General features: G+C 50.5%; 14 protein-coding genes, 1 tRNA gene and 3 rRNA genes. 14 read left to right on the plus strand and 4 right to left on the minus strand.

Translation table 11 applies throughout. The features are described 5' to 3' along the window. The first annotated feature begins 110 nt into the window (after positions 1–110). Genes ACQUQM_RS21070 through nfo form a run of 4 tightly spaced genes read left to right on the plus strand, consistent with a single transcriptional unit; the run spans position 111 to position 3,624 of the window. Positions 111–809, plus strand: coding sequence for a YdcF family protein (locus ACQUQM_RS21070; RefSeq protein WP_432471839.1), 699 nt, complete (start codon positions 111–113; stop codon positions 807–809). Then, on the plus strand, positions 802–2,535 hold the full coding sequence (recJ, locus tag ACQUQM_RS21075) for a single-stranded-DNA-specific exonuclease RecJ (protein ID WP_432471840.1): 1,734 nt from the start codon (positions 802–804) through the stop codon (positions 2,533–2,535). Before ACQUQM_RS21070 ends, recJ begins: the two co-directional genes overlap by 8 nt. A 49-nt stretch (positions 2,536–2,584) precedes the next feature. Then, entirely contained in the window at positions 2,585–2,767 is a 183-nt protein-coding gene (locus ACQUQM_RS21080) for a hypothetical protein (protein ID WP_432471841.1), read from the plus strand. Next, the gene (gene nfo, locus ACQUQM_RS21085) at positions 2,764–3,624 is read left to right on the plus strand and encodes a deoxyribonuclease IV (RefSeq protein WP_432471842.1); all 861 of its coding nucleotides are present in this window, start codon (positions 2,764–2,766) and stop codon (positions 3,622–3,624) included. Before ACQUQM_RS21080 ends, nfo begins: the two co-directional genes overlap by 4 nt. 785 nt (positions 3,625–4,409) lie before the next feature. On the opposite strand, the gene ACQUQM_RS21090 is transcribed toward nfo, so the two are convergent. Further along, the gene (locus ACQUQM_RS21090) at positions 4,410–6,161 is read right to left on the minus strand and encodes a SulP family inorganic anion transporter (protein ID WP_432471843.1); all 1,752 of its coding nucleotides are present in this window, start codon (positions 6,159–6,161) and stop codon (positions 4,410–4,412) included. Positions 6,162–6,338: 177 nt separating this feature from the next. On the opposite strand from ACQUQM_RS21090, the gene ACQUQM_RS21095 reads away from it, so the two are divergent. The 10 genes from ACQUQM_RS21095 to rrf all read left to right on the plus strand — a co-directional run bounded on the left by ACQUQM_RS21095 (position 6,339) and on the right by rrf (position 19,278). After that, on the plus strand, positions 6,339–6,974 hold the full coding sequence (locus ACQUQM_RS21095; RefSeq protein WP_432471844.1) for an NUDIX domain-containing protein: 636 nt from the start codon (positions 6,339–6,341) through the stop codon (positions 6,972–6,974). A 73-nt stretch (positions 6,975–7,047) separates the two neighbouring features. Further along, positions 7,048–7,479 (plus strand): DUF1249 domain-containing protein, encoded by a 432-nt coding sequence (locus ACQUQM_RS21100; protein WP_432471845.1) that lies wholly within the window; start codon positions 7,048–7,050, stop codon positions 7,477–7,479. A gap of 51 nt (positions 7,480–7,530) precedes the next feature. Next, entirely contained in the window at positions 7,531–8,313 is a 783-nt protein-coding gene (locus ACQUQM_RS21105) for a phosphodiesterase (protein ID WP_432471846.1), read from the plus strand. A gap of 118 nt (positions 8,314–8,431) precedes the next feature. Next, positions 8,432–9,061, plus strand: coding sequence for a YqiA/YcfP family alpha/beta fold hydrolase (locus ACQUQM_RS21110; RefSeq protein ID WP_432471847.1), 630 nt, complete (start codon positions 8,432–8,434; stop codon positions 9,059–9,061). Positions 9,062–9,069: 8 nt separating this feature from the next. Next, positions 9,070–10,959, plus strand: a complete 1,890-nt coding sequence (gene parE, locus ACQUQM_RS21115; RefSeq protein ID WP_432471848.1) for a DNA topoisomerase IV subunit B — start codon at positions 9,070–9,072, stop codon at positions 10,957–10,959. Positions 10,960–10,979: 20 nt separating this feature from the next. Further along, positions 10,980–13,274: a DNA topoisomerase IV subunit A gene (gene parC, locus ACQUQM_RS21120; RefSeq protein WP_432471849.1), complete on the plus strand. Its 2,295-nt coding sequence runs from the start codon at positions 10,980–10,982 to the stop codon at positions 13,272–13,274. Positions 13,275–14,240: 966 nt separating this feature from the next. Beyond that, positions 14,241–15,781, plus strand: a 16S ribosomal RNA gene (locus ACQUQM_RS21125). 64 nt (positions 15,782–15,845) lie between these two features. Beyond that, a tRNA-Ala gene (locus ACQUQM_RS21130) sits at positions 15,846–15,921 on the plus strand. Positions 15,922–16,149: 228 nt separating this feature from the next. Continuing rightward, a 23S ribosomal RNA gene (locus ACQUQM_RS21135) occupies positions 16,150–19,042 on the plus strand. A gap of 120 nt (positions 19,043–19,162) precedes the next feature. Continuing rightward, positions 19,163–19,278: ribosomal RNA gene (gene rrf, locus ACQUQM_RS21140) — 5S ribosomal RNA — on the plus strand. Together the 16S, 23S and 5S rRNA genes with 1 tRNA gene alongside form the textbook arrangement of a ribosomal RNA operon. A 473-nt stretch (positions 19,279–19,751) precedes the next feature. On the opposite strand, the gene ACQUQM_RS21145 is transcribed toward rrf, so the two are convergent. The 3 genes from ACQUQM_RS21145 to ACQUQM_RS21155 all read right to left on the minus strand — a co-directional run bounded on the left by ACQUQM_RS21145 (position 19,752) and on the right by ACQUQM_RS21155 (position 22,892). After that, positions 19,752–20,132, minus strand: coding sequence for a DUF3465 domain-containing protein (locus ACQUQM_RS21145; protein WP_432474859.1), 381 nt, complete (start codon positions 20,130–20,132; stop codon positions 19,752–19,754). Between the two features lie 286 nt (positions 20,133–20,418). After that, on the minus strand, positions 20,419–21,204 hold the full coding sequence (locus ACQUQM_RS21150; protein ID WP_432471850.1) for a sulfite exporter TauE/SafE family protein: 786 nt from the start codon (positions 21,202–21,204) through the stop codon (positions 20,419–20,421). A gap of 173 nt (positions 21,205–21,377) precedes the next feature. Continuing rightward, the gene (locus ACQUQM_RS21155) at positions 21,378–22,892 is read right to left on the minus strand and encodes a hypothetical protein (protein ID WP_432471851.1); all 1,515 of its coding nucleotides are present in this window, start codon (positions 22,890–22,892) and stop codon (positions 21,378–21,380) included. Positions 22,893–23,047: the final 155 nt, after the last annotated feature.

Raw genomic sequence — 23,047 nt, forward strand, 5'->3', positions numbered from 1 at the left:
AAAGCTGTATGGATCTGTTTTTTCTGTTATCCAAGACGCTTTGGGTGTTGGCGAACCCTGGCAATTTTTTAATTTTCATTCTGATTTTATCCGTGTTAATGGGGTGGCGAGTGCTTACTTCACTAGCGCTGCTAAGCCTTTTTCTGGTAACGCTTTATCCGTTTGGTAATCTGCTGCTGCAACCGTTGGAAAAGCGCTTTCCCACACCGCAGGAGTTACCGGTTGAGGTTGCCGGTATTATTGTGCTTGGCGGGGCCGAGGAGGCTGAATTAAGCAGTATCTGGAGCCAGCCCCAGTTCAATGCTGCGGCTGAGCGGAATATGGCAATACTGCCATTGTTACAGCGCTATCCTGGGCAGCCGGTGTTGGTCAGCGGTGGCTCCAGTTCGGTACAGAAGCCTGAATATCGCGGTGCAGATGTTCTGCAGGAGTGGCTGGCTGATCAGGGGCTGGAGCAATCGGTAATCTTTGAACGGGATTCCAGAAATACCTTCGAGAATGCCATCTATAGTCAGGACAGTCTGCCCGTCGGCGCCGATATAGCCGATCCAAAAGGCTGGCTGTTGGTGACCTCTGCATTTCATATGCCTCGCTCGGTTGGTATCTTCCGTCAACAGGGTTGGCACATAATCCCCTATCCTGTGGATTATTACTCGAAACCGCTGACTCTGGCGAACTGGCGGCCAGACCTGGGGAAAAACCTGTTTGAGCTGAGTCTTGCGGTGCGGGAATGGCTCGGGCTTACCGCGTACTATCTGACTGATAAAACCGATAGCTGGTTGCCGGCTAAGGAATTAAGCAATGAGTGAGCTGCTGATCCGGCGCCGTGAAGCGCCCGTTGATCTGCCGATCTACAACCAGGTTCATCCGTTGCTGGCGCGTATCTATGCCAGCCGCGGTCTGGATAACCTGGACCATCTGGGCCGCAGCCTGCAACAATTGCAAACCGGGACCGATATTCGGGGACTAGATGCTGCCGTTGCTCGCCTGATTGTCGCGCTGGAGCAGGATCAGCATATCCTGATTGTCGGTGATTTCGACTGTGACGGTGCCACTAGTACTGCGGTCGGTATGCTGGGGCTTGGAATGATGGGGGCGTGCCGGGTGGATTATCTGGTACCCAACCGGTTTGAGTATGGTTACGGCCTGAGCCCGGAAATCGTTGCCGTCGCGGCTCAACAGCTGCCGGACCTGATTATTACCGTAGATAACGGCATTTCCAGTGTGGAAGGCGTTGCCGCGGCTAACGGTTTGGGTATCGATGTCATTATCACCGACCACCACCTGCCGGGAGATACTCTGCCGGATGCCTGCGCCATCGTAAATCCGAATCAGCCGGGTTGCAGTTTTAGTGAAAAATCGACCTGCGGTGTCGGCGTAATCTTCTATGTGATGACCGCGTTGCGTCGTGCGTTGGATCAGCGGGATTGGTTTAGCCAGCGTAATCTGGCGAAGCCGAATCTGGGCTCTCTGCTGGATCTGGTGGCCCTGGGCACTGTCGCCGACGTGGTACCGTTAGAGCAGAATAATCGTACCCTGGTGTATCAGGGAGTGCAGCGGATCCGGGCAGGTAAAGCGCGGCCGGGTATTCTGGCCCTGATCGATATCAGCGGTCGGCAAGGTAGCCGACTGACTTCCACCGATCTTGGTTTTGCGCTCGCACCACGCCTCAATGCGGCGGGGCGTTTGGATGATATGTCGATCGGTATTGAGTGTCTGCTGACTAATGATCCTGAGCGGGCCCGACAGCTGGCGTTGCAACTGGATGGTCTGAACCAGGAGCGGCGCAGCATCGAACAGGAGATGCAGCAGCAGGCGCTGACCCTGCTGGATGAGCTTGAACTGGATGCCGAAGGTGAGCTGCCGTTCGGTCTCTGTCTCTATGATGACGACTGGCATCAGGGTGTAATCGGTATTCTGGCATCCCGGATCAAAGAAAAGGTCAATCGTCCGGTAGTTGCGTTTGCCACCGGGGATAGCGGTGAGCTGAAAGGTTCGGCCCGTTCTGTTCCCGGCTTTCATATTCGTGACGGACTGGATGCGGTAGCCGCTAAGCACCCTGAGCTGTTGAAGAAATTTGGCGGGCACGCGATGGCCGCGGGTATGACTATCGCTGCGGATAAGCTGCCTCTGTTTCAGCAGGCATTTGATGCTGAGGTGCGACGCCAGCTGCCCGCAGAAGCGTTGCAGCATTCTGTACTAAGTGATGGTTCCCTCAACGGCGATGAACTGACCATGGGTATGGCAGAGCTGTTGCGTGAGGCGGGTCCCTGGGGGCACAATTTCCCGGAACCGCTGTTTGATGGTGAATTTTCCCTGTTGCAGCAAAGAATAGTTGGTCAGCGCCACTTGAAATTGGTGCTGATGGAACCAGATAGTGGTATCGCGGTTGATGCTATCCATTTCAATGCTGATACTAAAATCTGGCCCGATGAATCGATCCAGAAAGTGCGTGCAGTATTTCGCCTCGATGTGAATGAATTCCGTGGCCAGAGAACTCTGCAGCTGATGATCGATCGGCTGTTGCCGCTTTGAAGCGGCAATGGTTGATTCATAATGTTATAGACAAAAAGAGAACAGAATAATGAATGATTTTACCCTTGATGAACTGAATGTACTGGTTGCCGTATTTGAAAAAGCAGGTATCGCTGAAGGCAATGGCAGTGAAGGCGAGATGTTCAGCCGAATCAAGTCTGCGCAGGCAGAACGCGCTGAACTGGAAAGCATGGATTTTGATGACTGTCTGGGCGGTGCTTGCAAGCTGTGAGTCAGGAACAAGCTAACTACTACGTCGGTGCTCATGTTAGTGCCGCCGGCGGCGTAGAAAATTCGCCGCTTAATGCTGCTAAGCTGGGGGCCAATGCTTTTGCTTTGTTCACTAAGAACCAAAGGCGCTGGGAAGCCAAGCCGTTGACGGCTGGCAGTATTAAAAAATTTCGCGATAGCTGTGATCGGCTCGGTTTTCTGCCCCAGCAGATCCTGCCCCACGATAGCTATCTGATCAATCTCGGACATCCTGAGGCCGAACCGCTGGCAAAATCCCGTGCCGCTTTTATCGATGAACTGCAGCGCTGTGAACAGCTGGGTTTGTGTTATCTAAATTTTCATCCCGGCAGCCATCTGCGCAAAGTCGATGAAGAGACCTGCCTCACTACCATCGCCGAATCGATCAACATCGCACTTGATCGAACAAAGGGTGTCACGGCTGTCATCGAAAATACCGCCGGTCAGGGCAGTAATCTGGGCAACCGGTTTGAGCACCTGGCACACATTATCGAGCGGGTCGAAGATAAAAGTCGGGTCGCGGTATGTCTCGACACCTGTCATACCTTCGCTGCAGGCTACGATATGCGCGACCGGGCCGACTGTGAAAAGACCTTTGCTGAGTTTGAGCGAATCGTTGGTTTTCAGTACCTCAAAGGGATGCACCTGAACGATTCAAAAGGTGAGTTTGCCAGCCGTAAGGATCGTCATCACAGCCTGGGTATGGGTGAGATCGGTCTGGAAGTGTTTCGCTATATCATGTCTGATGACCGTTTCAGGGGCATCCCCCTGGTGCTGGAAACCATCGACGATACTATCTGGCCTGAAGAGATTCAGATGTTGCGGGAGTTTAGTCTGTAATACCCGTTTAACTGGTCTTACGTTTTGACGAGCGATGGTGCAGCTTAATTTCCGTATCGCGTCATCGGTGGTAAAGAATACCTTGCCCGGCCGAATATGTTGCTGGGCGTTGGCATTACTAACAATGGTGCTTTTCAATTGATCTATTATCGGTTTCTTTACTTTCGCAGCAGCAAATATCAAGTTAGCTTATGAAACCCGATCAGTGGGTCTTACGTTTTGGCGAAGGGTGGTAGCAGCAGCTAAGCTCCCGTACCGCTTCGTCGGTGGTAAAGAATACCTTGCCCCGTTCTTATATGTTGAAGGGCATTGGTGTATATCAAGAGTGGTGTTTTTCAATTGATCCATTGCCGGATATTCTACTTACTCTAAGGACGTAGCAGATTGATTGAAGTGTTTAAATGTTCTTGCCTTTTGGTGAGGGGTGGTAGCAGCAGCTAAGTTCACGTACCGCTTCGTCAGTGGTAAAGAATACCTTGCCCGGTCTTATATGCTGAAGGGCATTGGTGTATATCAAGAGTGGTGTTTTTCAATTGATCCATTGCCGGATATTCTACTTACTCTAAGGACGTAGCAGATTGATTGAAGTGTTTAAATGTTCTTGCCTTTTGGTGAGGGGTGGTAGCAGCAGCTAAGTTCACGTACCGCTTCGTCAGTGGTAAAGAATACCTTGCCTGGTCTTATATGTTGAAGGGCATTGGTGTATATCAAGAGTGGTGTTTTTCAATTGATCCATTGCCGGATATTCTACTTACTCTAAGGACGTAGCTGATTGATTGATGTGTTTAAATGTTCTTGCCTTTTGGTGAGGGGTGGTAGCAGCAGCTAAGTTCACGTACCGCTTCGTCAGTGGTAAAGAATACCTTGCCCGGTCTTATATGCTGAAGGAAATCAGTGTTTTTCAACTGATCCATCACTGGCCCTTTGACTTCAGAAAGGTGTAGTGTGATGCCTTCTGAGGCCAGGTGAACAGACAGGTTTTCCAGGGTTTCCAGGGCGCTGGCATCGATGAAATTCACCGCATTACAGATCAGCACGACATGTTCTATTTCCTGACGATGTCCACATTGCCGGCGGATAAAATCTTCAACAAAGCGAGTGTTAGCGAAGTACAGGCTCTCATCGACCCGGATAGATAAAAGCTGCTTGTCGGTAGTTACATCGTGACGATCAATGTTGCGGAAATGCTCGCTGTCACCAACCCGGCCCACGACCGCTATATGGGGCTGACTGCTGCGATAGAGCAGCAGCAGAAAGGAGATGGCGATACCACTGAGTATGCCCAGCTCAACCCCTAATATTAATACCAGACAAAAAGTACTCAACAGAGTCAGTCCGTCTGCTTTATTGAAGCGCCAGCTGTTGGTAAAGGCTTTCAGGTCGATCAGTGGTATCACTGCCATAATAATCACCGCACCTAACGCGGCTTTGGGCAGGTAATAAAACAGGGGCGTAAAAAAGGCGACAGTCACGGCTACAATCAGCGCAGAAATCATCGATGCGATAGTGGTTTGTGCACCAGCTGAAAAGTTCACCATAGAGCGGCCGAAGCCGCCGGCGACCGGAAAGGTGCCGCTGAATGCCGAACCGATGTTGGCGACGCCCAGGGCGACCAGCTCTTTATTAGGATCGATCCGTTCGCGGCGCTTGCTGGCCAGGGTTGTCGCCACTGAAACACTTTCCAGGAAGCCAATAAGGGCGATCAGTGCTGCCGGGGTGATCAGCTGTTGCCATAGTTGCAGATCGATCGATATATCTGAAATTGTTGGCAGGCCTTGTGGAATTGTACCGACAATCGCAACGCTATGGTTTTGATCGAGTTGCATTGATGCCACTACAAGGATACCGATAACCATCGCAAACATCGGTCCGGCACGACAGATCGGTTTAACCAGCCAGTCCGGCAGAGGAGAGCGTTCCAGCATGCAGCAGAGCTTGTCTTTAACAAACCAGAGTACCGCGATGGATAGCAGGCCGAGTAATAGCGTCGCGATGTTTGTCTGCTGCAGGTTGTTGAAAAGATAGATAAACGGGTCGGCGATGAAGCCGCCATTGGGGATATCGAGACCGAAGAGATGTTTGATCTGGCTGATAGCTATCAATAGTGCGGCGGCACTGGTAAAGCCTGATATCACTGAGTGGCTCATGAAATTAACGATAGAGCCGAGCTGGAGTGCGCGCAGTAATATCAGGATGACGCCGACCAGCAGCGACAGGTTAATCGCAATGTTGATCGGATCCCCCAGCCCTTTGGCGGCAGTGTCTGCGATAGTTGAGCCAACCATCAGCGATGCGATAGCAACCGGGCCGACCGCCAGGCTGCGGCTGGAACCAAGCAGGGAATACAAAAACAGCGGGATAATAGCTGCGTAGAGACCAAACTCCGGTGGCAGTCCGGCAAGAAAAGCATAGGCCATGCCCTGTGGGATCAGCATGATACCAACGACGATGCCGGCGACCAGATCGCTGGCAAAGCTATCCCTGTGGTAATGCTTCAACCATTGGCTTAGCGGCAGGTAGTCGATTATCCGGCCCATAGGTACCTCTTTGGGTGAGGAATATTAGCTGCATCTCGCATATGATATAAAGAGATATGTATATTCTCGATGATTATAACTGGCTCCCGGAGGCTGTGACCAGCCATGTTATATTGGCACAAGACCTATGAGTGAGTTTTATTGATCTGAGGCGCAGGCCAGGGGTATTAGTAAGCGATGACTGACTGGAAACCGCGCTTTGGCGCACAGCATATGGAAGTAGTTGAGCAGGAACGGGTGTTCGATGGTTTCTTTAAAATTAACCGGATGAAAATTCGTCATGCTCTGTTTCAAGGCGGCGATATCGAGATCGTCCGGGAACAGTTTCAGCGTGATGATGCGGTCTGCGTGTTGTTGTTCGATCCGGTAAAAGATGTGGTTGTGCTGATTGAACAGTTTCGGGTTGGCGCTATCGCAAAAGGGCGCGATACAGTGGGGAGTCCCTGGTTGCTGGAGCTGGTGGCTGGTATCGTCGAACCCGGCGAAACAGCGGAAGATGTGGCGCGGCGAGAGTCGGTTGAAGAGGCTGGCGCGCAGATCAGCGATATTGTGCCTATTAACCGTTATCTGCCGAGTGCCGGAGGCAGCGATGAATATATTGATCTGCTCTGTGCCAGGGTCGATAGTAGCGGGCTTGGTGGGGTGCATGGCTTACCGGAAGAAGGGGAGGATATACTGGTGCACCTGATTCCGCTGGCCAAAGCGTTTGCTCTCGTGGCTAGTGGTAAGATAGATAATGCTGCAACCATTATTGCGTTACAATGGTTACAGCTTAATAAAACAGAACTGTTGTCCCGATGGCGGGTACTGTGAGTGGTTTTATTTAAAAACAACAGGTTACCGTTGTAATAAGATTTAAGACGTAACTGTATTTTAGAAGAGTGTAATGAGAAAGCGTTATATACCCGATCTGGTGAAGCAGATGGCCGATTGTGAGGCCAACTACTTGCGGCTGATGCGGTTGATGCCGGATATCGAAGAGTGCAATGAACGTGAGTTCGAGGTTCACTGGCAGCAACAGCAGAGTACCGTGCGCCTGCAGATCGAAGAACGCTTTAAGTACACGACGACTGTGGTTGTTTCGCAAAGTTTCGATCACAGTTGGCTGGAGGTTCCCAGCCTGGTGGTGCGAATATACCACGATGCCCGTGCCGCCGAAGTGATCTGTATGAAGAGTAGACGTCAGCTACGGGGTGTTTATAGTTACCCCAATACGCAGATGCATCAGCGCGATGAAAAAGCTCAGCTGAACCAGTATTTGGGTGAATGGCTGAGCCACTGCCTGACCCACGGCCATGAAGCTGAACCCGTTTTTTAGTTATTAAAGAACGATTATTAAGTCAGTAGCTATTAATTAAGAGAGTTCCCCATGAGCGCTGCGCTGACTCTGGTTCAGATAACTGATTGCCATCTGCAAAATAATCCCCGCCACTTATATCGTAACTATGATGTTGAGTCTGCCCTGAGCCGGCTGCTTACCGATATTCTGAGTTCCATTACAGATCTTGATGCTCTGCTCTGGACCGGTGACCTGGTACACCATGGTGGTTCGGACGGTTACCGCCGGTTGCAGCAGCGTATAGCACAGCTAGCGCTGCCAAGTTACTGGATTCCGGGTAATCATGATGATGCCGAATTGATGCAGCAGATCGGAGGCTCGTTAAATCAACGTAGCTTCTGTTCTGATTACTGGGTTGTGATCCTGTTGGACAGTTCTGCGATGCCAGACGGTAAAGGTAGTGGTTCGCTGGCGGAATCCGAACTGAGATTTCTCAGACAAGAACTTGAGCAATACCCTGATAAACACTGTTTGGTGGTGCTGCATCATAACCCTTTACCGGTAAACAGCCGCTGGCAAGACCGGATTATGCTAGCCAACGCTCTCCCATTCTGGGATGTCGTGACAAGTTATCCCCAGGTTAAAGCGGTGCTCTGTGGTCATGTCCATCAGGAGTGGGGTCTTGAGCATCAGGGCGTACAGGTTTTAACCACGCCTGCCAGTTCCGTGCAGTTTAAAAAGTGTTCTGACGATATGTTGCTGGAGGATAAACCAGAGTTGCAGGGGCCCGCCTATCGGGTATTGCAGCTGCATCCGAATGGCAGTATTACGACTTCAGTCAAAAGGATCGCGGTTGATGGTTGCAACGATTGAGCCGGTCCGGTACTTTTAGCAAAACTCTGTATATTTATACATAATTTTATCGGGCTTTATCGGCACTGCTTAGTGGCGACAGTGGCCCGACGAAACAGAACCTTATTTAAGGCATCCGATGTCGCAACCCCTGATTATCTATATTCACGGTTTTAACAGCTCGCCTGATTCTTTCAAGGCACGTTGTTTTGTAAAGTGGATGGCCGAGGCTGGCCGCAGTGACGAGGTCTTGGTGCCCAGACTGCCACATTGGCCGCAACAGGCGATCAGACAGCTGGAACAGCTGGTGGAAGAGCATGCCAAGCGTGATATTACGCTGGTTGGCAGCTCGCTGGGCGGGTATTACAGCACCTGGCTGGTGGAAAAGTATGGCCTGCGCGCGGTGCTGATCAATCCTGCTGTACGCCCCTATGAACTACTGGCAGAAATGTTAGGAGAGCAGGGTAACTTTTATACTGATGAGCGCTATGAACTGACTTCTGAGCACCTGGAGCAGCTGCTGGCGGTTAACTGTGGTGTACTTAAAGAGCCAGCGCGCTATCTGTTGCTGACCCAGACCGCCGACGAAACCCTGGATTACCGTGAAGCGGTGGATAAATTTTCTGATTCCCCCAAACTGGTACAGCAGGGTGGCTCGCATGGTTTTGATCAATTTGAACAAGTAATCCCGTCACTGCTGGCCTTTGCCGAAGGACGGGTTGAATTGCCGTTGCAGACCGACTTAACGGTAGCGGCTGAGAAGGACTAAGACTTCTGATGACCAATTATAATGCAGATGCAATTGAAGTACTGAGTGGCCTGGATCCGGTGCGACGGCGTCCCGGTATGTATACCGAAACCGATCGGCCAAACCATCTTGCTCAGGAAGTGATCGATAACAGTGTCGATGAGGCGCTGGCTGGTCACGCAACTCAGATGGACGTGGTCTTGCATAAAGATGGCGCTATCAGTGTTAAAGATAACGGCCGCGGCATGCCTGTGGATATCCATCCGGAAGAAGGCGTCAGCGGTGTCGAACTGATTCTGACCCGGCTGCATGCCGGTGGTAAGTTTTCTAATGAAAACTATAACTACTCCGGTGGTTTGCACGGGGTGGGGGTATCGGTAGTAAACGCCCTGTCGAAGTTGCTCGAGGTGACCATCCGGCGTGGCGGTAATGTCTATCGCATGACATATGCCGATGGAGAAAAGGTTTCTGATCTGGAGATCGTCGATAGCTGTGGTCAGCGTAATACGGGCACAGAAGTACGTTTTCTGGCCGATGGCCAGTATTTCGATACACCGAAATACCATGTCACTAAGCTCAAGCATATGTTGCGTGCTAAAGCGGTACTCTGTTCTGGCCTGACGGTGACGTTTACCGATGCTACCGGTGACAGCAAAGAGAAAGAGCAGTGGTATTACGAAGACGGCCTGGTTGATTACCTGAAGGGGACCACCCAGGTCTTTGAAACCTTACCAGAAGAACCGTTTACTGCGTCTTTGCAAGGTGAGATCGATGCCATGGATGTAGCACTGCAGTGGTTGCCGGAAGGTGGTGATCTGACCTGTGAAAGCTACGTTAACCTGATCCCTACCGCTCAGGGGGGTACCCATGTTAATGGTTTGCGTACCGGACTGTTGGATGCGATGCGGGAGTTCTGTGAATTCCGCAATCTGTTGCCCCGTGGCGTAAAGATTTCAGCCGAAGATATCTGGGAGCGATGCTGCTACGTTCTGTCGGTAAAGATGCAGGATCCGCAGTTCTCTGGCCAGACTAAAGAGCGACTTTCCTCCCGGCATATTGCCGCTTTTGTGGCCAGTGCCGCAAAAGATGCCTTCAGTTTGTGGTTGAACCGCCATGTAGACGATGGTGAAAAACTTGCTGAGCTTGTGATCAGTCACGCACAGAAACGTTTGCGCTCGAATAAAAAAGTAATTCGTAAGAAAGTTACCCAGGGGCCGCCACTGCCAGGCAAGCTGACCGATTGTACCGGTAACGATGCGATGCAGGGGGAGTTGTTTCTGGTGGAGGGTGACTCCGCTGGTGGTTCAGCCAAGCAGGCACGGGACCGTGAATATCAGGCGGTGATGCCGTTGCGGGGTAAGATCCTTAATACCTGGGAGGTTGATGCGAGCGAGGTGCTGGGCTCTCAGGAAGTGCATGATATCTCGGTGGCGATCGGGGTAGAGCCGGGATCAGATAACTTTGATACTCTGCGCTACGGTAAGGTCTGTATTCTTGCCGACGCCGACTCCGATGGACTGCATATCGCGACTCTTCTCTGTGCCTTGTTTGTGCGTCACTTCAAGCCGCTGGTCAGCGCGGGGCATATCTTCGTTGCGATGCCGCCGTTATACCGGATCGATGTTGCAAAAGATGTCCATTACGCACTGGATGATGCCGAAAAGGATAGTGTCGTTGAGCGGATTAAAAGTGAACGTAAGAACGCGAAGATTGGCGTTCAGCGCTTTAAGGGTTTGGGTGAGATGAACCCGCTGCAGTTACGGGAAACCACTATGTCCCGGGATACCCGCAGGTTGGTTCAGCTGACCATAGAACCGGGTGACGGGACTAATGAAGTAATGGATATGTTGCTGGCCAAGAAGCGGTCTTCCGATCGTAAAGAGTGGTTGGAAACTAAAGGCAATCTGGCTGAAGTCTGAGTCGAGCTGTAGGAAAAGTAATGAGCGGAACAGTACATATTGACGAAGGCGTAGAACGCCTGTCATTGAAAGAATATACCGAGAAAGCATACCTGGACTATTCCATGTACGTTATTCTCGACCGCGCCTTGCCTCATATCGGCGACGGCCTGAAACCGGTTCAGCGACGCATTGTTTATGCCATGTCCGAGCTGGGGCTGAAATCAACGGCCAAGTATAAGAAATCGGCACGTACAGTCGGTGATGTGTTGGGTAAGTTCCACCCCCACGGTGACAGTGCCTGCTACGAAGCGATGGTGCTGATGGCGCAGCCGTTCTCTTATCGTTATCCGTTGATTGACGGTCAGGGTAACTGGGGTTCGCCGGATGACCCTAAGTCATTCGCCGCGATGCGATATACCGAATCCAAGCTCGCGAAATATGCTGAAGTGTTACTGAAAGAGGTTGCTCAGGGGACCGTAGAGTGGGGGCCTAACTTCGACGGTACTATTCAGGAACCGTTGACGTTGCCGGCGCGTCTGCCGAACATCCTGCTTAACGGCACTACTGGTATTGCGGTCGGTATGGCAACGGATATTCCGCCGCATAATCTGCGTGAAGTAACTCAGGCCTGTATTCAGCTGCTATCTAAACCGAGTACCAGTATAGAAGAGCTATGTGAGATTATGCCCGGGCCGGATATGCCGACCGATGCCGAATTGATCACGCCGCGTAATGAACTGCGTAAGATGTACGAAACTGGCAAGGGCAGCCTGCGGATGCGGGCGGTATATAGCCGGGAACAAGGCGATATCGTTATTACTGCGTTGCCGCATCAGGTATCGGGTGCGAAGATTCTGGAACAGATTGCACAACAGATGCAGCAGAAGAAGCTGCCGATGGTTTCAGACCTGCGCGATGAATCGGATCATGAAAATCCTACCAGACTGGTAATCGTCCCCCGTTCAAATCGGGTGGATGTTGAGCAGCTGATGGCGCACCTGTTTGCCAGTACTGATCTGGAACGAACCTATCGCGTCAACATGAACATGATAGGTATCGATGGTAAACCACAGGTTAAAGATCTGAAACGGATCCTGACCGAGTGGCTGACCTATCGGACTGAAACAGTACGCCGCCGGCTGCAGCATCGACTGGATAAGGTGCTGGCCCGGCTACATATCCTTGAAGGCCTGATGGTCGCGTATCTGAATATCGATGAAGTGATCGAGATCATTCGAACCGAGGATGAGCCGAAACAGGTGATGATGGAGCGTTTTAACATCTCTCTGATTCAGGCCGATGCGATTCTCGAAATAAAGCTCCGACATCTGGCGAAGCTGGAAGAGATCAAGATTCGGGCAGAGCAGGAAGAGCTTGCTGAGGAGCGTAACAAGCTCGAGGAGATTCTTGGCTCAGATCGTCTGATGCGTAAGCTGATTAAGGATGAGCTGAAAGCGGATGCCAAAGAATTTGGCGATGATCGACGTTCGCCAATAGTTGCCCGCGAAGAAGCCAAGGCGCTGGATGAGAAAGCGCTTCTTTCTGCTGACCCTATTACTGCTGTTATCTCCAAGCAAGGTTGGATTCGTGCGGCGAAAGGACATGATATTGATCCTGAAGGGCTAAGCTACAAGTCCGGGGATGGTTTCAAGCTGGCGTGCGCTGGTCGTATGAATCAACCTATTATTCTGCTCGATACTACTGGCAGAGCGTATGCGTTAGAAGCACATACGTTGCCATCAGCCCGCGGACAAGGGGAGCCTGTTACTGGTAAGTTAACATTGCCCAAGGGTGCCACCATAGATGCTGCTGTCGCAGGTAAAGATAATGACGCGGTATTGCTGGCGTCTGATGCGGGTTACGGTTTCGTAACTAAAATTGGTGACATGACCAGCAAGACCCGAACTGGCAAGGCAACGCTTACTCTGCCGAAAGGCTCAAAAGGCATGGCACCTTTGCCGGTTAAAGACAAAGCCAGAGATCTGTTGGTTGCGGTGACCAATGAAGGCCGAATGCTGGTATTCCCGGTAAGCGAGTTACCTGAGCTGGGGCGGGGTAAAGGTAACAAAATTATCAATATCCCATCGGCCAGAGCTGCGACGAGAGAGGAGTTGCTGGCAGGGATGGTGATCTTATCTCCTGAAGATACTTTGCAGGTTAACTCCGGCCGCCAGCACCTGAAGATGAAACCCGCGGATCTTGAGCATTACCGAGGCGACCGTGGTCGTCGTGGTAACAAGCTACCAAGAGGATATCAGCGGGTAGATTCCCTGGAGGTTCTCGTTAAGGTGGGTGACAGAGCTGGGGAAGAGCCTGGTACTTCTGAAGGTTAGATCCACAAGACCGCCTCGCGGGCTCGGCTAGCTAGAATGGAAGGTAAACCTTCCTGCTAGACGCGACTGCGTCGCTTGCTAGTGGCTAGAAAAAGCAAAACCAAAAACCGCCGCCAGGCGGTTTTTGAGTTTTGGCAGAGCCAAAACGAATACAGTGGCGAGACCGCCAAACAAGTTTGGCTCGCTAGAGCGACACTACGTGACTTGCTAGTAGCTAGAAAAATCAAAAGCCAGTTCAAAAACGACAGTCAAAATCAAAGTCAAAAGTAGAATCTAAATCCCCACCGCTATCCCTTACTCCTGCGTTTTCACCACATTCAATTAAGAAGGTTTTTTCTAGCCACTAGCTACTAGCAGGAAGGTTTGCCTTCCGTTCTAGCGAGTCGCGCAGCGACGGTCTGTCTTTTCAGGCTTTTTCTAGCCACTAGCAGCAAAGCTTGCTTTGCGATCTAGCGAGCGACTCAGTCGCGGTCTAGCCACTGGCCTTATCGAAGTGCGATGTATTTCATAAAAACGACACTATTTTGTGCTCCCCTGTTGACTCCTCTGCCAGTCGATGTAGAATGCGCTTCCTCGCTTGAGACAGCAGCCGGCAACGGCCACTGAGACAGGTTGAGGTGTTGAGTTTAACTCTTTGAAAAACAGTGTTTTTTAAACGAATTAATCACAACATGAAGCACAACGGTTTGTTTGTAAGTTTATTACAACTTCTCAAATAAAACGGTTGACTTCAACAGGGTGTTGAGTAGAATACGCACCTCGCTTGAGACGACACACCGGCAACGGTTTGAGTCACTCAGGCACGCTCTTTAACAGATTGATCAGATAATTCGTGTGGGCGCTTGTTGAGATGGAGCACAAAAGCTTTATCAAAGACAAAGCGACCATATGTGAATTCATTTACATGTAGTTGTTTAGTACTTTGAGCTAGATTTACAGAATGTCTTTTTCCGACATTCTTGATTTAAACTGAAGAGTTTGATCATGGCTCAGATTGAACGCTGGCGGCAGGCCTAACACATGCAAGTCGAGCGGTAACATTTCTAGCTTGCTAGAAGATGACGAGCGGCGGACGGGTGAGTAACGCGTAGAAATCTACCTAGTAGTGGGGGATAGCCCAGAGAAATTTGGATTAATACCGCATACGTCCTACGGGAGAAAGCGGGGGATCTTCGGACCTCGTGCTATTAGATGAGTCTGCGTCGGATTAGCTTGTTGGTGAGGTAATGGCTCACCAAGGCGACGATCCGTAGCTGGTCTGAGAGGATGACCAGCCACACTGGAACTGAGACACGGTCCAGACTCCTACGGGAGGCAGCAGTGGGGAATATTGCACAATGGGCGCAAGCCTGATGCAGCCATGCCGCGTGTGTGAAGAAGGCCTTCGGGTTGTAAAGCACTTTCAGCAGTGAGGAAAGGGGTGTCGTTAATAGCGGCATCCTGTGACGTTAACTGCAGAAGAAGGACCGGCTAACTCCGTGCCAGCAGCCGCGGTAATACGGAGGGTCCAAGCGTTAATCGGAATTACTGGGCGTAAAGCGCGCGTAGGCGGTTTGTTAAGTCAGATGTGAAAGCCCCGGGCTCAACCTGGGAACTGCATCTGATACTGGCAAACTAGAGTACAGAAGAGGGTGGTGGAATTTCCTGTGTAGCGGTGAAATGCGTAGATATAGGAAGGAACACCAGTGGCGAAGGCGACCACCTGGTCTGATACTGACGCTGAGGTGCGAAAGCGTGGGGAGCAAACAGGATTAGATACCCTGGTAGTCCACGCCGTAAACGATGTCTACTAGCCGTTGGGAGACTTGATCTCTTAGTGGCGCAGCTAACGCACTAAGTAGACCGCCTGGGGAGTACGGCCGCAAGGTTAAAACTCAAATGAATTGACGGGGGCCCGCACAAGCGGTGGAGCATGTGGTTTAATTCGACGCAACGCGAAGAACCTTACCTACTCTTGAAATCCAGAGAATTCGCTAGAGATAGCTTAGTGCCTTCGGGAACTCTGTGACAGGTGCTGCATGGCTGTCGTCAGCTCGTGTTGTGAAATGTTGGGTTAAGTCCCGTAACGAGCGCAACCCTTGTCCTTATTTGCCAGCACGTAATGGTGGGAACTCTAAGGAGACTGCCGGTGACAAACCGGAGGAAGGTGGGGACGACGTCAAGTCATCATGGCCCTTACGAGTAGGGCTACACACGTGCTACAATGGCCGGTACAGAGGGCTGCAAACCTGCGAGGGGGAGCTAATCTCAGAAAACCGGTCGTAGTCCGGATTGGAGTCTGCAACTCGACTCCATGAAGTCGGAATCGCTAGTAATCGCGAATCAGAATGTCGCGGTGAATACGTTCCCGGGCCTTGTACACACCGCCCGTCACACCATGGGAGTGGATTGCACCAGAAGTAGCTAGCTTAACCTTCGGGAGGGCGGTTACCACGGTGTGGTTCATGACTGGGGTGAAGTCGTAACAAGGTAGCCCTAGGGGAACCTGGGGCTGGATCACCTCCTTAAACGATAGCGAAATCTTAGCAAGCGTTCACACGAATTATCTGATCTTCTTTAGAGAGAGCAACTGGGGCTATAGCTCAGCTGGGAGAGCGCCTGCTTTGCACGCAGGAGGTCTGCGGTTCGATCCCGCATAGCTCCACCATTTCTTCTTAACTGAAGAATACCCAAAAGCTCTAAAACATACTCACTGCTTAAGTGACTATCTTTTAAAGCTTTTTGCTTTAAACGCTCTTTAACAATTGAATCCTGTAACGAGAATGAAAAATATGTACAAGCGCTAATCCGGCGTAAATGTATCGTTATTTCATCGTCATTGAAAAATGACATGAAGTTTTATCAGTCTCTTCGATCAGACCCTTTTGGGTTATATGGTCAAGTGACTAAGCGTGCACGGTGGATGCCTTGGCAGTCAGAGGCGATGAAGGACGTGTTAACCTGCGATAAGGTTCGGGGAGCCGGTAAATGGGCTTTGATCCGAACATTTCCGAATGGGGAAACCCACCCAGTATAAGCTGGGTATCTCTTAAGTGAATACATAACTTTTGAGAGGCGAACCCGGGGAACTGAAACATCTAAGTACCCGGAGGAAAAGAAATCAACCGAGATTCCCCTAGTAGCGGCGAGCGAACGGGGACCAGCCCTTAAGCTGTAATGTAGTTAGCAGAACACTCTGGAAAGTGTGGCGATAGTGGGTGATAGCCCCGTATGCGAAAACTTACTTACAGTGAAATCGAGTAGGACGGGACACGTGATATCCTGTCTGAATATGGGGGGACCATCCTCCAAGGCTAAATACTCCTGACTGACCGATAGTGAACCAGTACCGTGAGGGAAAGGCGAAAAGAACCCCTGTGAGGGGAGTGAAATAGAACCTGAAACCGTGTACGTACAAGCAGTGGGAGCGGTCCTTGAGACCGTGACTGCGTACCTTTTGTATAATGGGTCAGCGACTTAATTTTAGTAGCAAGGTTAACCGTTTAGGGGAGCCGTAGGGAAACCGAGTCTTAATAGGGCGTACAGTTGCTAGGATTAGACCCGAAACCGAGCGATCTATCCATGGGCAGGTTGAAGGTTGAGTAACATCAACTGGAGGACCGAACCGACTGTCGTTGAAAAGCCAGCGGATGACTTGTGGATCGGAGTGAAAGGCTAATCAAGCTCGGAGATAGCTGGTTCTCCTCGAAAGCTATTTAGGTAGCGCCTCATATCTCACCTACGGGGGTAGAGCACTGTTTCGGCTAGGGGGTCATCCCGACTTACCAACCCGATGCAAACTCCGAATACCGTAGAGTGCAATTATGGGAGACACACGGCGGGTGCTAACGTCCGTCGTGAAAAGGGAAACAACCCAGACCGTCAGCTAAGGTCCCAAAGTTATGGTTAAGTGGGAAACGATGTGGGAAGGCTCAGACAGCTAGGAGGTTGGCTTAGAAGCAGCCACCCTTTAAAGAAAGCGTAATAGCTCACTAGTCGAGTCGGCCTGCGCGGAAGATATAACGGGGCTCAAACCATACACCGAAGCTACGGACGCAATTTATTGCGTGGTAGAGGAGCGTTCTGTAAGCCGTTGAAGGGAAAGCTGAGAAGCATCCTGGAGGTATCAGAAGTGCGAATGCTGACATGAGTAACGATAAGGGGAGTGAAAAACTCCCCCGCCGGAAGACCAAGGGTTCCTATCCAATGCTAATCAGGGTAGGGTGAGTCGACCCCTAAGGCGAGGCTGAAGAGCGTAGTCGATGGGAAACAGGTTAATATTCCTGTACTTTTTGTTATTGCGATGGGGTGACGGAGTAGGCTAGGCCGGCACGGCGTTGGTTGTCCGTGTTTAAGGCAGTAGGCTGAGATCTTAGGAAAATCCGGGATCTCATACGGCTGAGAGCTGATGACGAGTCCTCTTTTGGACGAAGTGGTTGATGCCATGCTTCCAGGAAAAACCTCTAAGCTTCAGATAACAAGAAATCGTACCCCAAACCGACACAGGTGGTCAGGTAGAGAATACCAAGGCGCTTGAGAGAACTCGGGTGAAGGAACTAGGCAAAATGGTACCGTAACTTCGGGAGAAGGTACGCCGCTGACGGTGATGGGATTTACTCCCTAAGCTGTTGGTGGTCGAAGATACTAGGTGGCTGCGACTGTTTATTAAAAACACAGCACTCTGCAAACACGAAAGTGGACGTATAGGGTGTGACGCCTGCCCGGTGCTTGAAGGTTAATTGATGGGGTTAGCTTCGGCGAAGCTCTTGATCGAAGCCCAAGTAAACGGCGGCCGTAACTATAACGGTCCTAAGGTAGCGAAATTCCTTGTCGGGTAAGTTCCGACCTGCACGAATGGCGTAACGATGGCCACACTGTCTCCACCCGAGACTCAGTGAAATTGAAATTGCGGTTAAGATGCCGTATATCCGCGGCTAGACGGAAAGACCCCGTGAACCTTTACTATAGCTTCGCAGTGGACTTTGATATTACTTGTGTAGGATAGCTGGGAGGCTTTGAAACCTGGACGCCAGTTCAGGTGGAGCCAATCTTGAAATACCAGCCTGGTAATATTGAGGTTCTAACTCAGGTCCCTTATCGGGATCGAGGACATTGTGTGGTGGGTAGTTTGACTGGGGCGGTCTCCTCCTAAAGAGTAACGGAGGAGTACGAAGGTGCGCTCAGCATGGTCGGAAATCATGCATTGAGTATAAAGGCAAAAGCGCGCTTGACTGCGAGACAGACACGTCGAGCAGGTACGAAAGTAGGTCTTAGTGATCCGGTGGTTCTGTATGGAAGGGCCATCGCTCAACGGATAAAAGGTACTCCGGGGATAACAGGCTGATACCGCCCAAGAGTTCACATCGACGGCGGTGTTTGGCACCTCGATGTCGGCTCATCACATCCTGGGGCTGAAGCCGGTCCCAAGGGTATGGCTGTTCGCCATTTAAAGTGGTACGCGAGCTGGGTTTAGAACGTCGTGAGACAGTTCGGTCCCTATCTGCCGTGGACGTTTGAGATTTGAGAAGAGTTGCTCCTAGTACGAGAGGACCGGAGTGAACGAACCTCTGGTGTTCGGGTTGTCATGCCAATGGCATTGCCCGGTAGCTATGTTCGGACAGGATAACCGCTGAAAGCATCTAAGCGGGAAGCCCCCTTCAAGATGAGATCTCACTGGGGCCTTGAGCCCCCTGAAGAGCCGTTCAAGACCAGGACGTTGATAGGCTGGGTGTGTAAGCGTTGTGAGGCGTTGAGCTAACCAGTACTAATTGCTCGTGAGGCTTGACCATATAACGCCAAAAGCGTTTGTTGAGCTGATAGATTAAGATACACTGTTCGATAAGAACAGACGAAGGATTAGAGCTTGTACTCTCCTTCTCTTACAGGATTACTTTTGTTAACAGTTTTTGCTTGGCGACCATAGCGAGATGGAACCACCCGATCCCTTACCGAACTCGGAAGTGAAACGTCTTAGCGCCAATGGTAGTGTAGGGTTTCCTTATGCGAGAGTAGGTCATCGCCAAGCACCTAATTACGGAAAGCCCCGATCACTTTGTGATCGGGGTTTTTTCGTTTCTAAGGCGTCGCTTAGAAACGAAAGGACAGTAGCTAGAACGTCGCTACGCGACTCGCTAGAACGGCGCGCAAGCGCACCTGCTAGTGGCTAGAAAAATCTTAAAGGCAGTGGCTAGATCGCGTCTGTGCCGCTGGCTAGAGCGGAACCTTTGGTTCCTGCTAGTGGCTAGAAAAATCAAAAGCGACAGTCAAAGACAAGGTCAAAAGCAAAACCTAAAACCCCGCAGTCTTTCCTTACGCCAGCGTTTTCACATTATTGATTAAGAAGGTTTTTTCTAGCCACTAGCTACTAGCAGGAAGGCTTGCCTTCCGTTCTAGCGAGTCACGTAGTGACGGTCTGCTTTTACAGGCTTTTTCTAGCCACTAGCAAGTCACGCAGTGACGTCTAGCAAGCGCGTAGCGCGTTCTAGCCACTGCTTTATCTTATTGATATCTCTGCCCCCGGTGCTCTATCCAGCCGTCAGGATGGTCGCCGTCCGGATCCCGGTGGGTCCAGTGGATAACACCGCCCTGATTATTCCATTCATAGACACCGTAAAATCGAATAACGTCACCTTTACGGAGGTCATTGATACGCGAAGCAAGATCAATATTATGTGCAATAAGGATTGTCTGTCCGTGCTTTAAGCTAATCAGGAACCTTTGGTGGCGGATATCTTTCAGGTCATCTGGCAGGAGTTTTTTTACTACGGCACTGCCCTCTATTTGCAGGTCGCTTTCCAGGTCATTAAACGCTTGAAGTAATCTTTGGTCAGTGCTGACGGGGTGGTTTGTTACCGGCTCAGGAGATTGGTAAGGTAACATCACCGAAGCGCCGACAGCTATGACTAGCAGTATTATGATTCTGTTTAGTCGGTTCACAGGTTATCTCTCTTATCTTGATCGTCTGACAGCGCCAGGTGTTTGGCCAGAGATAATTCTATTAGCTTTTCTGCAAGATACTACTGAATTATAGCCGCACAGCTGTGCATAACCGTTCGCTGGGTATGCTGGTTTTCATAGTATGGGGGTGGACTGTTCAGCTATGTATAAGTGTTAGCTATAGGCATGCTGATAAAGGAGCGTCCTGTATTGAGGGCGGATGGTCGTTTCAGAGGGTGTTATTGGATAGAAAATACACATCGTAGAAGAAGTAGATGGTTATTCCTGTGCTGGCAACTATGACGAAGTTTCGTACCCATTGTTGCGGCAGTTTACGGGACAGGTGAGCAGCGAAATAACCACCTGCCAGAGTGCCTGTTAATACAATTGTTCCTTCATACCATGCAATTGCGCCGTCATAGATAAACAGGGCGATGGCGATCAGTGATACGAAGGATGATATCAGCAACTTCAGCCCGTTCATTGTGTTGATGTTGGTGTAGCCGGCCAGAGCCAGATAGCTCAAGGTGATGATGCCCAGTCCGGCGTTAAAGAATCCGCCATACAGACAGACCCCCAGAAGCAACAACGTTAGCAGTAATGCTCCCATCGATGAAGCGTGGCGGTGACGAGTACTCAGAGTCTTTAGAAGGCTATTTAGCTGGCCGCCAAAGATGAACAGTACAGTAGCAAAGAGCAGTAGCCAGGGAATTGCCACGCGGAATGCTGTTTCTGGTGTTTGCAGTAACAACCAGGCACCCGCGATACCGCCGATCAGGCTAATCAGAATGAACTTGGGTAACTGATCTTTTACTTCTCGAAGGTCTTTTCGGAACGCCCAGGTGCCACTCATATAGCCAGAGCAGGCTGCAAAAGTATTTGTTGCGTTAGCGCTGATAGGCGGAATGCCCACAAACAGAAGTGCCGGAAATGTGATAAAACTACCGCCGCCGGCAATCGAATTGATCATGCCGCCAAAAAATCCGGCAGCAAGTAGAAATAGCAGTTCCAGCATAGGACAATCCGGCCTGTTGAAAAATTAAATAGTAATCAGATTGTTAAGGTTACAGGCTGAGATGTTTTGGCAAAAGATACAGTTAACACAGGTGTTTATGAATTTCTGTACTGTAGTTCGACGTTGTATTGGCCCTGATTGGGAAATAGTTGAGTAGTAGGCTTATACCGGAATCAGGGAAATAGTTTATTCAGCAGGTGCTTAGCCTGTTTATCCAGTAGCTTCTGGTAGTTTTCATTAACCGACAGAATGAGTACTTTGTCTTCTTCAGCGCGTTGTATTTCAGCTCCTGCCAGTAAGCTGACTTTTAGGTCAGGTGCTTCGCTTAGGGCTGTGTGCGTGATCAGTTCGTTGCTTTCTGTGCTATGCGTCAGGTAACGGGCTTCTTCCTGCAGTCTGGGAAGTTTTTTGTAATGGCCCCGTACCAGTGCCATATGCAGATTCAGGACCGGCTGCATATTCCGGATGCGCTGCTGGTTAAACAGCTTATAGAGTCGGTTGAACAGCTGGCTGGCACAAATTGCATTGACGCCGTGGGAGTCATCTTTATGTGGTTTGAGGAATGCCAGTTGCAGATCTCCATTGCTGACTTTTGCCGCTTCTCCCTGGTAAATTGCGATTACCATATCCAGCATTCGGTAATAAAATTCCTGCATTTCATGCAGTTGCTTTTGGGATATGTTGTCAGAATGGCCGCTGGCCAGGTCTAGATAAAGCAGGTAGCCTGCATTATCAGCTGAAACGATCAGTTCCAGTTCTTGTTCAAACGAATAGAGGTCTAGCTGTACCTCTTTTTTGTCATTCTCAAACAGTGGGTTTTTGAACTTACTCTTTTCTTTCTGAAGCGGAGAGAGATTGATCTCTTCGACGATAGGTTTTGCTTCAGGAGCTGTCTGTAGCTTGCTTTTCTTCGCTGACTCTTTGTATTCGGTGAACGGAGCAAAGCCCGGCATTTCTGGCGCATCTTCGGCAGGGCGTAGCAGGTCGACCAGCTCTTCTGAATTTTCTATGTTGGATTGAGAGGTGTTAAATGGAGTTGTCTCTAGAATATTTTCAGCCTCGACAGACGTTTCGATATTCGCTTCGTTCGAAGGAATTATTTCTGTTTCCTCAGGCAACGATTCAGCTGTTGCGAAGGGGTTGGTTTTTGATCGAGTCGCGGGTGAGGAACGAAGGTAATACCAGAGTGAAGATAAGGCGATGATAATCACGATCAGGCTTAATATCAGCGCCTGAATCAATAACTCATAATATGGGGTGCGATAGTAGGTCGGGTTAAGGCTTAGCTCAAGAAAGGCGAGAGGCTGATTCTGTTGGTTGATATCTGCCTGCAGGGTGACCAGATCGTCGTTAGTCTCTTCTCCGGCCCTCCCCAGCAGGCGGTCCTTGGTGTCGGTTAACTTGATCGCGGCGATATGATCTTGTTGTACCAGCTGATTGAGTACAAAGTTCAGGCTTACCGGGTCTGCCGCCAGCAGGGCGGGTTTGATCAGAGTGGCGGTTTGCTGGCTGAGCAATTCACCCTGGGATCGGGTTTGCTGGTTAGCCAGGCGGTCGGCTACCAGTGCGAGATAAACTCCGGACAACAGTAAACCTGCCAGTAATATAGCGGCAAGTACTACGACCAGCCGGTTGTATTGCTGGCCGCGTTGATTGTTGTCGTACTCTGAACTCTGCGGTTGATCCATATTCCGACTGCACTGATTCCCTGACTATAGCTGTATAAAACAGAACCCGCAGATGATAACAGCTTCTTATATGGCCGATAAACGGCTTTTTTCAATGAATCTAAGGTGCAGGCTATGGTCCCCGCTCTGCAGCGGGTTATAATGTGCGATCTCCG

The sequence above is a fragment of the Amphritea sp. HPY genome, from assembly GCF_050870985.1.
GTDB lineage: Bacteria > Pseudomonadota > Gammaproteobacteria > Pseudomonadales > Balneatricaceae > Amphritea.